At 55.9% G+C, this 12,604-nt stretch carries 13 protein-coding genes and 1 riboswitch; of the genes, 6 read left to right on the top strand and 7 right to left on the bottom strand.

Annotated elements, in window-relative coordinates:
- Positions 1-2: 2 nt before the first annotated feature.
- The 7 genes from PSAB_RS01705 to PSAB_RS01675 form a co-directional block, all read right to left on the bottom strand.
- Positions 3-716, bottom strand: a complete 714-nt coding sequence (locus PSAB_RS01705) for an ABC transporter permease (protein WP_025332861.1) — start codon at positions 714-716, stop codon at positions 3-5.
- Positions 716-1,624 carry an ABC transporter ATP-binding protein gene (locus tag PSAB_RS01700; protein ID WP_025332860.1) on the bottom strand — a complete coding sequence of 303 codons (909 nt, stop codon included), beginning with the start codon at positions 1,622-1,624 and terminating at the stop codon, positions 716-718. The genes PSAB_RS01705 and PSAB_RS01700 overlap by 1 nt, the downstream gene beginning before the upstream one ends.
- 63 nt (positions 1,625-1,687) lie before the next feature.
- Entirely contained in the window at positions 1,688-3,178 is a 1,491-nt protein-coding gene (locus PSAB_RS01695; protein WP_226991749.1) for a sensor histidine kinase, read from the bottom strand.
- The gene (locus tag PSAB_RS01690; protein WP_025332858.1) at positions 3,175-3,849 is read right to left on the bottom strand and encodes a response regulator transcription factor; all 675 of its coding nucleotides are present in this window, start codon (positions 3,847-3,849) and stop codon (positions 3,175-3,177) included. Before PSAB_RS01690 ends, PSAB_RS01695 begins: the two co-directional genes overlap by 4 nt.
- Positions 3,850-3,994: 145 nt before the next feature.
- Positions 3,995-5,026, bottom strand: a complete 1,032-nt coding sequence (locus PSAB_RS01685; RefSeq protein ID WP_025332857.1) for an EAL domain-containing protein — start codon at positions 5,024-5,026, stop codon at positions 3,995-3,997.
- A 163-nt stretch (positions 5,027-5,189) separates the two neighbouring features.
- On the bottom strand, positions 5,190-5,630 hold the full coding sequence (locus PSAB_RS01680) for a pyridoxamine 5'-phosphate oxidase family protein (protein ID WP_025332856.1): 441 nt from the start codon (positions 5,628-5,630) through the stop codon (positions 5,190-5,192).
- Positions 5,631-5,801: 171 nt separating this feature from the next.
- The gene (locus tag PSAB_RS01675) at positions 5,802-6,662 is read right to left on the bottom strand and encodes a hypothetical protein (protein WP_025332855.1); all 861 of its coding nucleotides are present in this window, start codon (positions 6,660-6,662) and stop codon (positions 5,802-5,804) included.
- A 606-nt stretch (positions 6,663-7,268) separates the two neighbouring features.
- Between PSAB_RS01675 and PSAB_RS01665 the strand changes: the two genes are divergently transcribed.
- From PSAB_RS01665 to PSAB_RS01640, 6 genes are all read left to right on the top strand, one after another.
- Positions 7,269-8,702 (top strand): hypothetical protein, encoded by a 1,434-nt coding sequence (locus tag PSAB_RS01665; RefSeq protein ID WP_025332853.1) that lies wholly within the window; start codon positions 7,269-7,271, stop codon positions 8,700-8,702.
- 73 nt (positions 8,703-8,775) lie between these two features.
- A riboswitch (TPP riboswitch) is annotated at positions 8,776-8,888 on the top strand.
- 59 nt (positions 8,889-8,947) lie between these two features.
- Complete coding sequence (locus PSAB_RS25650) at positions 8,948-9,100, top strand: hypothetical protein (protein ID WP_158442545.1); 153 nt, start codon at positions 8,948-8,950, stop codon at positions 9,098-9,100.
- Positions 9,100-10,167, top strand: coding sequence for an ABC transporter substrate-binding protein (locus PSAB_RS01655; RefSeq protein ID WP_025332851.1), 1,068 nt, complete (start codon positions 9,100-9,102; stop codon positions 10,165-10,167). Before PSAB_RS25650 ends, PSAB_RS01655 begins: the two co-directional genes overlap by 1 nt.
- Positions 10,168-10,490: 323 nt before the next feature.
- A complete protein-coding gene (locus tag PSAB_RS01650) occupies positions 10,491-10,784 on the top strand; it encodes a thiamine-binding protein (protein ID WP_025332850.1) in 294 nt (97 codons plus the stop codon).
- A complete protein-coding gene (locus tag PSAB_RS01645) occupies positions 10,781-11,542 on the top strand; it encodes an ABC transporter permease (protein ID WP_025332849.1) in 762 nt (253 codons plus the stop codon). Before PSAB_RS01650 ends, PSAB_RS01645 begins: the two co-directional genes overlap by 4 nt.
- Before the next feature lie 34 nt (positions 11,543-11,576).
- Entirely contained in the window at positions 11,577-12,500 is a 924-nt protein-coding gene (locus tag PSAB_RS01640; protein ID WP_084266403.1) for an ABC transporter ATP-binding protein, read from the top strand.
- Positions 12,501-12,604: the final 104 nt, after the last annotated feature.

Genomic DNA, 12,604 nt, shown 5'->3' with positions numbered 1-12,604 from the left:
CGTCAGTTCACATCCTTCCTGGCGAAATGCGCAGCTCCCGGCAGCAGCACCAGCAGGCCCAGCGCAAGTCCCGCAGCCGCAAAATAAAGGCGATGCGGACCGGTCCACGCCATGTACGGCCAGTTGATCGGCAGCCACTCTGAAAGGGTCGTCGTAAAAGGCGACACAATGGCGCAGATGACGCCGATCGAAACCGGCAGCGCCTGATTCCGGAAGGCCAGCGACAGCCAGAGCTGAAGGGCGGTAAAAGGCATCACGGCGGCAAAGGACAGAAAGCCGATGCGCAGAATGCCATAGACCGGTATCGCGGAAGCTCCGAACCCGAAGCTCAGCCCAAGCGCCGTCACGAATCCGGAGAGCAGCAGGCAGGATACGGCCAGCAGCAGCAGGCACAGCAGCAGCTTGGAGGCAAATACCGTTATGCGGGAAACCGGCAGCGCCAGAAGCTGCTTCCACGCGCTCGTCTGATGCTCGATATTGGCCATCAGGGAACAGACCAGTGTTCCTCCGAGAAAAAGTGCCATCGGGACGAACAGCGCGGTATTGTCCAACAGGCCGCCCCATAAATCTTCGGCGTATCTCTTCTTCATATAGTCGAAACGGAGTCCGTAATTGAGCGCCTGCATGGCCGCAAGACCGAGCGGGCCTGCAAGGATTAGAAGCCAGAGACCCTTGCCCCGAATTTTCAGCCAATCGGCCGCAATTACCTTACCCATTACTGTCCCTCCCCTTCGACAACCTGCAGGAAGAGCTCCTCAAGAGACTGCCGCCGCTCCTCTACCCGGTAGATGGCGTGCCCCCGCTCTACCAACGCCTTGACCAGCAGCGCTACTCGTGCGTCGTCCATCCCCGAGAAGCGAAGCTCGCCTGTGCGCAGCATCCCGTCGCAGCCTCTTCGGGAGGCTTCCTCCAGGGCAGCCTCGGGCTCCGACACGACGAGCCGCATCTCTCCCGCCGAGCGCTGCCGGAGCTGGGCGATGGTGTCCTGGTAGACCATCCGGCCCTGCCGAATGATGCCGACCGTCCCCGCCATCTGCTCGATCTCGCTCAGCAGGTGGCTGGACACGAGCACGGTAATGCCGTGCTCCTTCGGCAGCGACATGATCAGGCTGCGCATCTCCTGAATGCCGGCCGGGTCCAGCCCATTCGTCGGCTCATCCAGAATGAGCAGCTCGGGGCTGCCGAGCAGCGCGGCGGCGATGCCGAGCCGCTGCTTCATGCCAAGAGAGAAGCCCTTGACCGGACGCTTCTCCTCCCCGGTCAGCGAGACGATATCCAGCACCTCGGCGATCCGCCGCTTCGGCGCGCCGAGGATGCGGCGGATCGCCTCCAGATTGTCCACGGCTGACAGATGGCCGTAGTAGGACGGCGATTCGACCAGCGAGCCGACTCGCCGCAGGATATCCAGCCTATCCTTCCGGAGATCCTTGCCGAAGACCCGAACCTGCCCCTCCGACGGGGCAATCAGGCCGAGCAGCATGCGGATGGTCGTCGTCTTGCCCGCGCCGTTGGGACCGAGAAATCCGTAAATATCCCCTTGATTAATGCTCAAATTCAGATGGTCGACCGCGTTCCGGCCGCGGTACCTCTTCACCAAATCGGTTGTTTGTATAATGGTTTCCATTTCTTCTCTTCACCTCGGTTACCAGCTTAACGCTCCAAGGTTAAAGAAGACGGCCCGTGAAGTTTAAGTTTTGTTTAAAATCAGGCGGCGGTCGTCGTTCTCCATCGGATAGATAAAGACCGAAGTACCCTCCGGGGTACTGTCGGCCATCCAGGCAAGCCCCATGCGGGAGAGCAGCATATCGACGATGGCCAGCCCGATCCCCGCCCCTTTGGCCGGAGAAGCATCGCCAATGCCTGTTCCCCGGTCGCGGATGACGACGCTGCGGACGCCGCCGCGCTCTTCGGCGAAAATCCCCACATAACCGCCGCTCTTGGCATGGCGCACGACATTCTGGTACAGATTGTCCAGCACACGCCGGAACCAGATTTCATCGACCTCCCAGACGAGCGGCTCGCCCTCAAGCCCGATGTCCACCTCCATGCCCTCCCTGGTCCATACCGGGTACCAGGCGGCGGCGCTTTCCCGCAACAGCCGCAGCACATCCCTGCTCTCCGGCGACAGCTTCACTCTGCCGCTGGCCAGCAGGTTATAATTCAGCAGGTTATCGATCAGCACGCCGAGGTCGGCAATGCGCTCGTCCATCAGGTTGAGCGATTCCTTGCCCTGCGGGGACAGCGGTTCCTTGCCGACCTCAAACAAATGGCTTCGCACAACTGTAAGCGGCGTCCGCAGGTCGTGGGACAAATCGGCGATCAGCCGCTTGCGCAGTTCTTCCTCCTCCCGTTCCCGCCGCCTGCTGTCCTTAAGTTCCTCAACCATCGTGTTGAACGCCTCTTCCAGCATGCCGATCTCATCGGGGCTGCCCTTCGGAATCGTTGCCGGAAGGCCGTCCCGCCCGTCCAGCGTCATGGCCGTCTGAAGCCGGAGCAGCCGTCCGCGTATTCGGGCGAAGAACAGCCAGGATACCGCCGCGAACGCGAGCAGAACGAGCAGCATCACGCCGTACATTCCAAGCGGGACGCTGCCTGTGTTCGACGGCAGAACGGACTTCGGAACGCGTATCGCCATGAACCCTTCGCCCGCATCCGCCCGGTCGCCAATAAAGGCGACAATGGTCAGCGGATCTCTACCCACGCTCTCCTTCATGAAGGCGATTGCCTGAGGCGCCGTCCACCGCTCCGGCACAGCCGTCCGGGCATCCGCCGCTCCCTTATCTGCGCCGTCTTTGGAATCGGCCCTCTTCTGCGGAGGAAGCTCAAGCCGGGTCACTCCTTCCCCGTCTGCCCAGAACAGAGAAGCATACTGGTAGCGTTCTCCCAGCTCCTTGAGGCGAGCCCCGATTTCCCCGCTGGACTTGCCGGCCAGCAGACGCGCTTCATTGTGCCACATTCGTTCCATTTCGGTCACACTGGCATACGGTCTTGAAGACTCCTTCATCTCTCCCGCCTTATTTCTTGTCGCCCAATGGTCCGATAACGTATAGATGATCAGACTGAGCGGAAAGAGCACGGGCAAGAACAGCACGGCAATAACGATAATCAGCAAATACCGTGAGAGCAGCGACCGCCGGAACCCCGGAATCCGCCCCCGTATCCTGTGGTTCCTTATCATGCCTTGATCCTGTAACCGATGCCCCGGACGGTCTCGATAATTTCCGGCGCGGCGGGGTCCTTCTCCAGCTTTTCGCGCAAATAACGGATATGCACCATCAGCGTCTTGTCCCCTTCCATATAAGGCTCGCCCCAGACCGCTTCATAAATCTGCTCCTTGGTCATGATCTGGCCGAGGTGACGCAGCAGGTAAAAGAAAATCTGAAACTGCTTGCCGGTAAGCAGTATCTCTTCTCCGCTCTCCGGCTCTACAATCCGGTTCTCCTCCTCAAAGACGGTCAGATGCTTCAGTGCGAGCGGCGCTCCGGAAACACTGCCCGACCGGCGCAGCAGAACCCCGATCCGGGCGGCGAGCTCGTCGGGATGAAACGGCTTGGTCAAATAGTCGTCGGCGAACTCCAGGCCCTGAAGCTTGTCGTCGATCGACGTTCTCGCCGAGAGCATCAGAATGGGAACGCCCGGATAACACTTCTTCAGTCGCTGTCCGACGGTAAATCCGTCAAGCCCGGGCAGCATGACATCCAGAATAGCCAGCTGGCAGCCTTCCGCTTCTTCCACAGCCCGCTCACCGCTCTGGAGCCAGCGGACCGCATAACCGCGGTCCCGCAGGTCCCTGGCGACAGGGCCGGCGATTTGGGGATCATCTTCGATATACAGTAAAGTGCCGCTCATAACGACAGTTCCTCCTTCATTTCACGTTTGTGGCACCTAAGACAAGAAGAAACGGCTGCGCCCTCCGATCCAGAAATGGCAACCGTTTCTTTTAAACGTACCCTATGTACATGTATGACGCCGAAAAAGCTGGATTCCAAAAAGCTTAACTCTCGAAAAACCTCGCCGGAGGCTCAAGCTCAGGCCGGCCAAATAGGTATCCTTGAGCCAGTTCGATCCCGTTATCCAGGCAAAATTCGAACTCCTCGCGCCGCTCAATGCCCTCGGCCAGGACTTTGCCTCCGAAACGGCCGGCCTTTTCCACAACTTCCCTGATGAGGGCTTGTTTATGGGGGGCCTGATCGCACATGCTGATCATCCCGCGGTCAATTTTCACATAATCCGGCTGAAGGCGCGACATGACCTCCAGTGTAGCATAGCCCGAGCCGACATCATCCATCGCAACATGCACGCCGTGCTCGCGGTATTCTGAAAAAATCCTGGCGAGATGATCGATATCACGGATTTTTTCCGTCTCCACGACCTCAAACACAAAGTCCTCCGGGCGAAGGCCCTGCTCCTCAATCGTCTGAAACGTATGCGTAAGACAATATTTGGGATTATATATGGAGGAGGGGAGAAAGTTGACAAACCGTTTGATTCCGTCTGGCAAATGCCGGGCGCTGGACTCGATGGCGGACCTCCGGGCAGCCCGGTCCAGATGGGTGTGGAACCCGCTGCGCCTCGCCACTTCAAACAGGGTATGAGGCTGAAATTCGGGTCCGTGCGGAAGCGGGCGCAGCAGAAATTCAAATCCGATAATCTGTTCGGCGGAGTCGACGATCGGCTGCATGTAGCTGCAAAACTCTTGATTGGAAATGATATCGACCATCGTTTGATTGAAGACGCGGGCTTTTAGCTGTTCGAGGGATACCCAACGCTCAAAAAAACCCGAAACCCCCGTCCCGGTTACGCACACGTCGGTCCGCTCCGTTACGGGTGACTCTTCCAGCAGCTTCATGACGGCCATGAACTGCTCGCGGGAAGCATACGGTATTTCATAGCCTGTATTATTCAGATCATTAAGTGTATATCCGGCCGCTTGAATGACGGAGGCAAGCACTGGCGGTGCGCGCCGGATTTTCACGGTTCCTATATCTTCAATGGGAGTAATAGGGAAGCAATCGCTGCACTGCATGGACATCCTCCTTATGACCTGCAATCATACCAATACTTGTGGTTATTATAGCATTTTTTCCTCCGAAAAAGGCAGCCTATGGAAAAAAGCGCCCCCTTCTGGGGACGCTTACTCCATCCATATTTGGCACCACATGACTTCGGGTTTGATAATCAGGGCAAGCTTACTTGCCCGCGGACGCCGTCTGTTTTTCCCAAACCTCGTAATTTCCGTCTGTTCCTGTATATTCGATGCGTGTCGACGAAAGCTCCAGAATGATGTAATCCGGATCCTCCGGTCCCTTGAACCAGCGCTCCAAATCTTTGTTCCATATTTTCTGGCGCAGACTGCCGTCTTTGGTGACAGACGCCCTTGCTTCGATCCCAAGAATATCCTTGCTGCCTCCCGCTTCATAGCCCAGCAACAGAAACACGTTCGGGTTGGTCTGCAATTCTTCTACTTTATGCGTTTTGCGGTCAGTGGCCAAATAGAGGTTCAGCCCTTCATGAAAGACGGCCATATAACGGACCTTCGGCTTGGCGCCCGCTTCGATGGTACCGAAAGAACCGAATGTATTGTCGTCCAGCGCCTTGATTATACGTTGTTCCAATTCGTTGTTGTCCATGAATATCCGAAGTCTCCTTTCTGTTCAGCCAAGAGATGCGTAAGCTTAAGCGGGTCGATACAATATAATGTGCCCTGACGGGCAGAATGAATCCTGAATGGAAAGATTTACTCGGGGGCCTAGCCCCATGCCCATCAAGCTAAGAATTCCAGATCGATTTCTTTGTACCCCTTAAAGCGTTAATCTGTCCGTTAATCGTTTCGCTTCAAGCGGCCTTTCTTCGACGATGCCGGCAACTCTGAAATATATTTTATAGGAGCCTCCTCCTCCACTGAATAAGAATTCATCTTCAGGCCTTTGAGGAACATTAAACCGGATCAGATCCGGACTTGTGCGAAGTGATGAGTTATATTTTTCCGGATTCGACCATTCTACGATATCTGCTGCGGGAATATAAAATTCATGCTCACCGATCAAGTCGTCCGCCAAGAGTTCGGTTAAAAGGCCGGCAACTCCGTAAGTAAGGATGTTAAACGGTTTTACCCCACCAACCTCAAAATTGGTAATATCTCCAACGGTTCCCGCCAGTTTGGGATCGTTTGCCGCTGCAGCAGCGGCCAAGGCACCAGATCCTTTTCGCGCGGCATCCTCCAATACGTTATTGATCTTATTACGAAGGGCATTAGCGTCCCCATGCTCATGATCGAAAATCGCGACGTGAATTTTGATTCCGCTTCCCGGGAATGCAGAAATATCGCCTATCGTACGATTCTCGAAGATGACAGCGCCGGCCTTCACATGTTCAAGAATCTCCGTTCGTGTTGTTTGGACAAGTGTATCAGTCCCTCCGAAGTTTGGATTTACGCTAATGATCGAGATGATCACGTAGGGCTCATCTTCAGCGCTAGTAAAGAGCCCGCCGGGATCTTCGGTACCGAAGCATTTTACAGCTGCTAATGTCACTGACGCCTTGTATTTGGTAAAGGATTGTGGAAGTGCGTTGGGATTATCGAGTATTACGACGCCAAGCTGGAAATTTTGTTCATACTTACCGTCCGCACGCCTGCTTACATTGCCGATGGGATAACCCAATGGACCGAAATTGCTGCCGGTTCGGCGATGAAAATTGCGAATGGTTGTACTACTGGCTATTAAAGATTCATCAAGAAGAGGGTGCGGATGATACGGATGAATAGGCGGAAGAGGGTGTGGATGATACGGATGAACAGGCGGAAGAAGGTGTGGTGGATGAGACGGTATTAGTGGCTGCGATGGGTCCACGGGTCTAGTGAGACCGGAGGGTGAAGATGCAGGATAGAATCGTACATATTCATAAGGCGATAAAGCATAGGGAGCCCGTATGGGAGATACCGCTGGGTATCCCGCATGATATACATAGGGAGAGTAATAACCGATATATGGGAAATCATTCGAAGGATAGCCCAATCGACCATAATAATATGAAGTATAATAAGGATATACCGAATAATACGGGGCATACGTATAACTGCGCAAAACAACAACACATCCTTTTCATATCAATTATTTCAATTCCCATTTTATGTTATTTATGACTTGTTCTATGTCAAACCAATTATTTGTTTAGAAATAGGGGTGGCCTAGCCCCCTTTTTCAACGGTATGCGTACGGTGTAAATACTATTGACGACTACCCGCGAACTCAGGAGGACTGCCACCCATGAATCAAATCTTGGACGATCCCATTCTGCATACCGCCCTTCTGCAGTTTATTTTCCCCTTCTCGATTAAGCAGACCCAGGGACAGGAGCTGGAGGCGCGGCTGAAGCGGGACGGGTTCACCCCGTTTTTTCTGAATAATAAAGAACTGCAGGACGATTATTACGGAGAAGGCTATTGTGTCTCGCACGAGAGCATGGAGCGTTCCTATATGCCGTTCGCTGCGCATGTGCTGTTTCCGTACCGGGAGGACAAAGATTCATTCCGCCGCTTTTCCCGGGTGAACAGCCTGAGTTGCCGGATGGAAATGCCGCAGGGCTCGGTACCCTTTCGGGTGCTCTCGACGGATGTGTTCATTTGTCCGTTCCAGCTCGGCTTTCTGACCATACGGACGGAAATCGATGAAAAGCGGCTTCCGCTTAGCTTCGCCCTGGAATTTGCCGACCGGTTCCGCTCGCTGGAAAATGTAAAGGAAGCGGACGAGGCGTCGCGCATTTATTGCGGAGAACGGATTTTTAACCAGATGGAGGATTTCATCTTCAAAAATCTGGTGAACGGTCTGGAGGAGTTCCTCGACCAGTCGGAGCTGGACGGGGCTTACTTCGAGACGCTGCCTTTTTTCGTAGATGAGCGGATGATGGTTCAGGCCTTTTACGGAATTCAGGAGGGGGAGAACATCAGCCGCGAAACATGCTACCGGGCTTCCCAGCTCGACGGGATGAAAGCGGACGGACGGTCCTATACGAGCGCGAGCAGCGAAGAATATATCGGGGAATACTGCCGGAAGCACCGGTACGGACGCTGGGGTCCGGATACCTACTACATGACGAACGAACAGACCTTCTGCTGCCTGAGCCGCAGTGATTCCGAAACCGCAGTGAAGCTGGCCAATCAAATGTATGGCGAATATTATTACGGCCTGCTGCTCAGCCTTTTTCACAAGATCGTGCTGCTGAAGCTGTCCAATGTGCACTCGCGGCTGCGGATCGAGCATGATTATGAGGAAATTGAGGATTTAATCTACTATATTAACAAGTTCTCCGCCAAATTCTATTTCCTTGAGCTGATCTCGCAGACGCAGGGCCGTGAAATCTTCTTTCAGCTGCGCAAAGTGTACGGCAATGACGCACTGTTCGAGGAAGTGAAGCAGACGCTGGCCGATCTGTTCCAGTATCAGGAGACTTTCCAGGCCAAGCGCCGCGACAACCTGCTGATGATTCTGACGGTATTCACGGTCGTTAGCGGCATTTACGGGATGAATCAGGTCATCGAGGACTTAAAGGGAAACATCGACTGGGGAAAAATGCTTCAGTATTCCGTATTCGAATACATCGCACTGCTCTTGACCTTCTGCGGCATTATCGTCAGCGCCGTTCTGACGCTGCGCGAGCTGCGGAGCGGGATCAAAAGCCGCCGCCGGAAGAAGCTAGAATAGCCGTCAGGCTGGACAATCCCGGAACCTTGCGTCTATAATTACACCGTAAGCAGCAAGAACTACCCGCAAACTTCATACCGCCTTGGGGTGCTGGAATTACGGCCGGCTGAGAGTGTATCCCGCAAGATACTGACCCTTATACCTGATCTGGATAATGCCAGCGTAGGAAAGTCCAAAAGCGTGTGGTCCCGATAGACCGCCGCCGTTATGCACTCCGCAGCGTCCCGAATATTCAGGGGCGCTTTTTGGTTTGGTTTTGGCACCAAGGAGAGAACGCAGATTTCCGGGTCCGCGTGGTCGGTCCCGTCAATTTGCGGATCAGTTATCATGAAGACGGGAATACCCGCCGCTTCGGGCTTCGCCGCCCGGGACGGCAATACAAAGGAGAGACGATATAATGGGAGTCAAAAAATGGTTAACACTGTCCCTGGCCAGCTTGTTCATCCTCACGGCAGCAGGCTGCGGCGGCAATAATTCGGGAGGAAACGCCGGCGGCGCTCAGGGAACCCCTGCTTCTGCATCGCCGGAGGCATCGGCTTCCGCCGAAAGTTCGCCCAAAGCGGCGACGCCGGTAAAGGTCGCGCTCGACTGGACGCCGAACACGAACCACACTGGGCTGTATGTTGCCAAAGAGCTCGGCTACTACGCGGAAGAAGGCCTTGACGTTGAGATTGTGCAGCCGGGAGCGGCGGGCGCGGATACGATGGTCACCTCGGGAGAAGCCGCCTTTGGCGTCGGCGCGCAGGACAGTCTGACGCTGGCCCGCATTCAGGGCGTTCCGCTCGTATCGATCGCGGCGATTATCCAGCACAACACTTCGGGCTTCGCGGCGCCGGTTGACCGGGGCATTAAGTCGCCGAAGAATTTTGAAGGCAAAACCTACGGCGGCTGGGGGTCGCCGGTCGAAGAAGCTTCCATGAAGGCGATTATGGACCCGGTTGGCGGCGATGTGAAGAAGGTCAAGCAGGTCACGATCGGCGAGGCCGATTATTTTACGGCCGTTAAACGCGACATTGACTTTGCCTGGATCTTCTACGCCTGGACCGGCATTGAAGCGAAGCTGCGCGGCGAGCCGCTCGATATGCTCTATTTGAAGGATTACGCGCCGCAGCTCGATTACTACACGCCGGTGCTGACGACGAGCGAGAAGGAAATCGCCGAGAATCCCGAGGTGGTTAAAGCCTTTTTGAAGGCGACATCCAAGGGGTACCAATACGCAATCGACCATCCGAAAGAGGCTGCCGACATTCTGATCAAGGCGGTTCCCGATCTGGACCCTAAGCTTGTTCAGGCCAGCCAGGAATGGCTCAGCCCGAAATACAAGGACGACGCTGCCCGGTGGGGCGAGCAGAAAGCCTCCGTATGGAAAGATTACGCCGACTGGATGTACGGGCTGAAGCTGCTGGACAAGCCGCTTGAGGCCGACAAGGCGTTCACGAACAATTTTTTGCCGGACGGGCAGTAAGTTTAATATATAAAATGAATTAAAAAAATGTTTGGAACTGTAGGAGCGATAGCGATCGCCCGAAAGCTTTCCGGAGGAAAGCTCGCTTCGAAAGCATAGGCTGTCTCCGGATTTCATCCGTGAAGAACGGTATAATCAAGAAATCTGGAGATGGGCAGCGGCCGGAAGTCCAAACATTTCTCGTAGTTATAGACGATACCCAAATGGGAAAATCTCAAGTTCATTTTATATAGAGTTAAAATCTTAATTCACAGGGTTTACCATTAATGGTATGAAAGTATTAAGGTCATGAAAATATCAACGTCATGAAAGGATGATAGGCAATGGCAAGCACGCTGCTGAGCATTCAGGTAATTCCGAAGACACCGGGAGGCGAGGATGTAATTCCTTATGTGGACAAGGCGATTGAAGTCATTCAGCGCTCCGGTGTGAAGCATCAGGTAAACGCGCTGGAGACGACTATGGAAGGCGAGCTCGCCGACCTGCTCGAAATTGTCCGGGAGATGCAGGAGGCGCTGATCGAAGCGGGCTGCCCCAGCGTAATCTCGCAAGTGAAGATCGCCCATAACCCGGGCGGAATCAGCATGGACAAGCTGACGGAGAAATACCGCCCGTGAGCTCCCGTTGGAGACAAATCTGGCCGCCCTTTGTGGCGGTCGTCTTGTTTTTGGCGGTCTGGCAGGTGTCGGTCTCCTGGTTCCATGTGGAAAAATGGATGCTGCCCGCTCCCTCCGACATTTGGCGGGAAGGCATGGCCAGCGCCTCTTCCCTAAAAGGGCATACGCTGGCAACCCTGTGGCTGACGCTGATCGGCTTTCCGCTTGGGGTAGCGGCGGGGCTGATCTGTGCCGTGCTGCTGCATATTGTGCCCTGGACGGCCCGCGCGCTGTACCCGCTGCTGATCCTGAGCCAGAACGTGCCGGTGATCGCGCTGGGTCCGCTGCTGGTCATCTGGTTCGGCTTCGGGCAGCTTCCCAAGATCATTCTCATTGTCCTGGTGTGTTTCTTCCCCGTGGCGGTCGCGGGTCTAGGTGGGCTAGCGCAGACCGATCGCATGATGCTTCAATTCATGAAGATGGCGGGCGCCACGAGGCGGCAAATCTTCACCAAGCTGGAGCTGCCCCATGCGCTGCCCTCGTTGTTCTCCGGCATCAAAATATCGGCCGCCTACGCCGTAACGGGTGCTGTGGTGGCGGAGCTGATCGGCGGGAACCAAGGGCTCGGCTACTATATGCAGATCCAGAAATCGGCCTACCGTACGGACCGGATGTTCGTTGCCATTATTCTAAGCGTGCTGCTAAGTCTGCTACTGTTCGCTGTCGTTGTCCTGCTGGAGAAATGGCTTGTCCGCTGGAAGCCGCGGCGGGATTCCTAGACAGGGTCGCACAGAGCGTGTATAGAAAAATTGCATGGAAAAGAGTTATAAAAGGAGGCTGCTGAAGTTGACGCGTAAGATCATTTCGTCTTCAGAGGGAGGCTTGGAGGAAGGGCCGTCCACTGGAGACGGACATTCCCCTGTTTCCGGCGCGCCATCCCCGGGCCCGGGTACCGAACCTCCTGCGCTGGAGGTCTCCGGCATCTCCAAATCATTCTCCCGGCGCGGGGAAAGCATCAAGGTGCTGGAGGAGGTGTCGCTGACGGTGAAGCGGCAGGAGTTCGTGTCCATCGTCGGCCCGTCGGGCTGCGGCAAGAGCACGCTCTTCCACATCATCGGCGGGCTGCTCAAGCCGGATGCGGGCGCCGTGCGCTTAAGCGGCGCGCCGGTCACCGGGCAGCGCGGCAGCATAAGCTACATGCCGCAGCAGCCGGCGCTGTTTCCTTGGCGCAGCATCGAGGACAACGTGATTCTTGCCCGCGAGCTGAAGGGCGCGGCGCGGGGCGAAGCCCGCGAGGAGGCCCGGCGCTGGCTCGCGAAGGTTGGCCTTGGCGGATTCGAGAAGGCGTATCCGCACATGCTCTCCGGCGGCATGCAGCAGCGCGCCGCCTTCCTGCGCGCGCTGCTGGCGCCCCAGGAGCTAATGCTCCTGGACGAGCCGTTCAGTGCGCTGGACGCCCTCACCCGCAGCGAGATGCAGCGATGGCTGCTGGAGCTGTGGGAGGAGAACCGCCGCTCCGTGCTGTTCATCACGCACAGCATTGAGGAGGCGCTGCTGCTCTCCAGCCGCATCTATGTGTTCTCGGGGCGACCGGGCACGCTGCTGCACACCGTCGAAGTCCCTTTCCCCCGGCCGCGCCGGGAGGAAATGACGGAGCATCCCGAGTTTCTGCGGCTGAAACGGCAGCTGTCGGGATGGATGCGGGAGGAACAGGCCAAGGGCGGAGCGCTTCGCTGACAGTGCTGGCTGATCCTCCCCCCTTAGGCCCCGCAAAGTAACCGAGTCAGCCACGAGCCGATTCCTTTCTTTACGGGGCTGTTTTATATCCGTCCTTTATCCTC

This window comes from Paenibacillus sabinae T27 (genome assembly GCF_000612505.1).
GTDB classification, from domain to species: Bacteria; Bacillota; Bacilli; order Paenibacillales; family Paenibacillaceae; genus Paenibacillus_AQ; species Paenibacillus_AQ sabinae.
The sequence above is the reverse complement of the archived record's forward strand: the minus strand, read 5'-3'. Positions and strand labels throughout refer to the sequence as shown.

Excerpts from the sequence above, each read along its gene's own strand:
- PSAB_RS01665 (WP_025332853.1), top strand. The coding sequence starts at position 7,269 with ATGAATCAAATCTTGGACGATCCCATTCTGCATACCGCCCTTCTGCAG.
- PSAB_RS01700 (WP_025332860.1), bottom strand. The coding sequence starts at position 1,624 with ATGGAAACCATTATACAAACAACCGATTTGGTGAAGAGGTACCGCGGC.
- PSAB_RS01705 (WP_025332861.1), bottom strand. The coding sequence starts at position 716 with ATGGGTAAGGTAATTGCGGCCGATTGGCTGAAAATTCGGGGCAAGGGT.
- PSAB_RS01690 (WP_025332858.1), bottom strand. The coding sequence starts at position 3,849 with ATGAGCGGCACTTTACTGTATATCGAAGATGATCCCCAAATCGCCGGC.
- PSAB_RS01685 (WP_025332857.1), bottom strand. The coding sequence starts at position 5,026 with ATGCAGTGCAGCGATTGCTTCCCTATTACTCCCATTGAAGATATAGGA.
- PSAB_RS01680 (WP_025332856.1), bottom strand. The coding sequence starts at position 5,630 with ATGGACAACAACGAATTGGAACAACGTATAATCAAGGCGCTGGACGAC.
- PSAB_RS01640 (WP_084266403.1), top strand. The coding sequence starts at position 11,577 with ATGGAAAAGAGTTATAAAAGGAGGCTGCTGAAGTTGACGCGTAAGATC.
- PSAB_RS01650 (WP_025332850.1), top strand. The coding sequence starts at position 10,491 with ATGGCAAGCACGCTGCTGAGCATTCAGGTAATTCCGAAGACACCGGGA.
- PSAB_RS01695 (WP_226991749.1), bottom strand. The coding sequence starts at position 3,178 with ATGATAAGGAACCACAGGATACGGGGGCGGATTCCGGGGTTCCGGCGG.
- PSAB_RS01655 (WP_025332851.1), top strand. The coding sequence starts at position 9,100 with ATGGGAGTCAAAAAATGGTTAACACTGTCCCTGGCCAGCTTGTTCATC.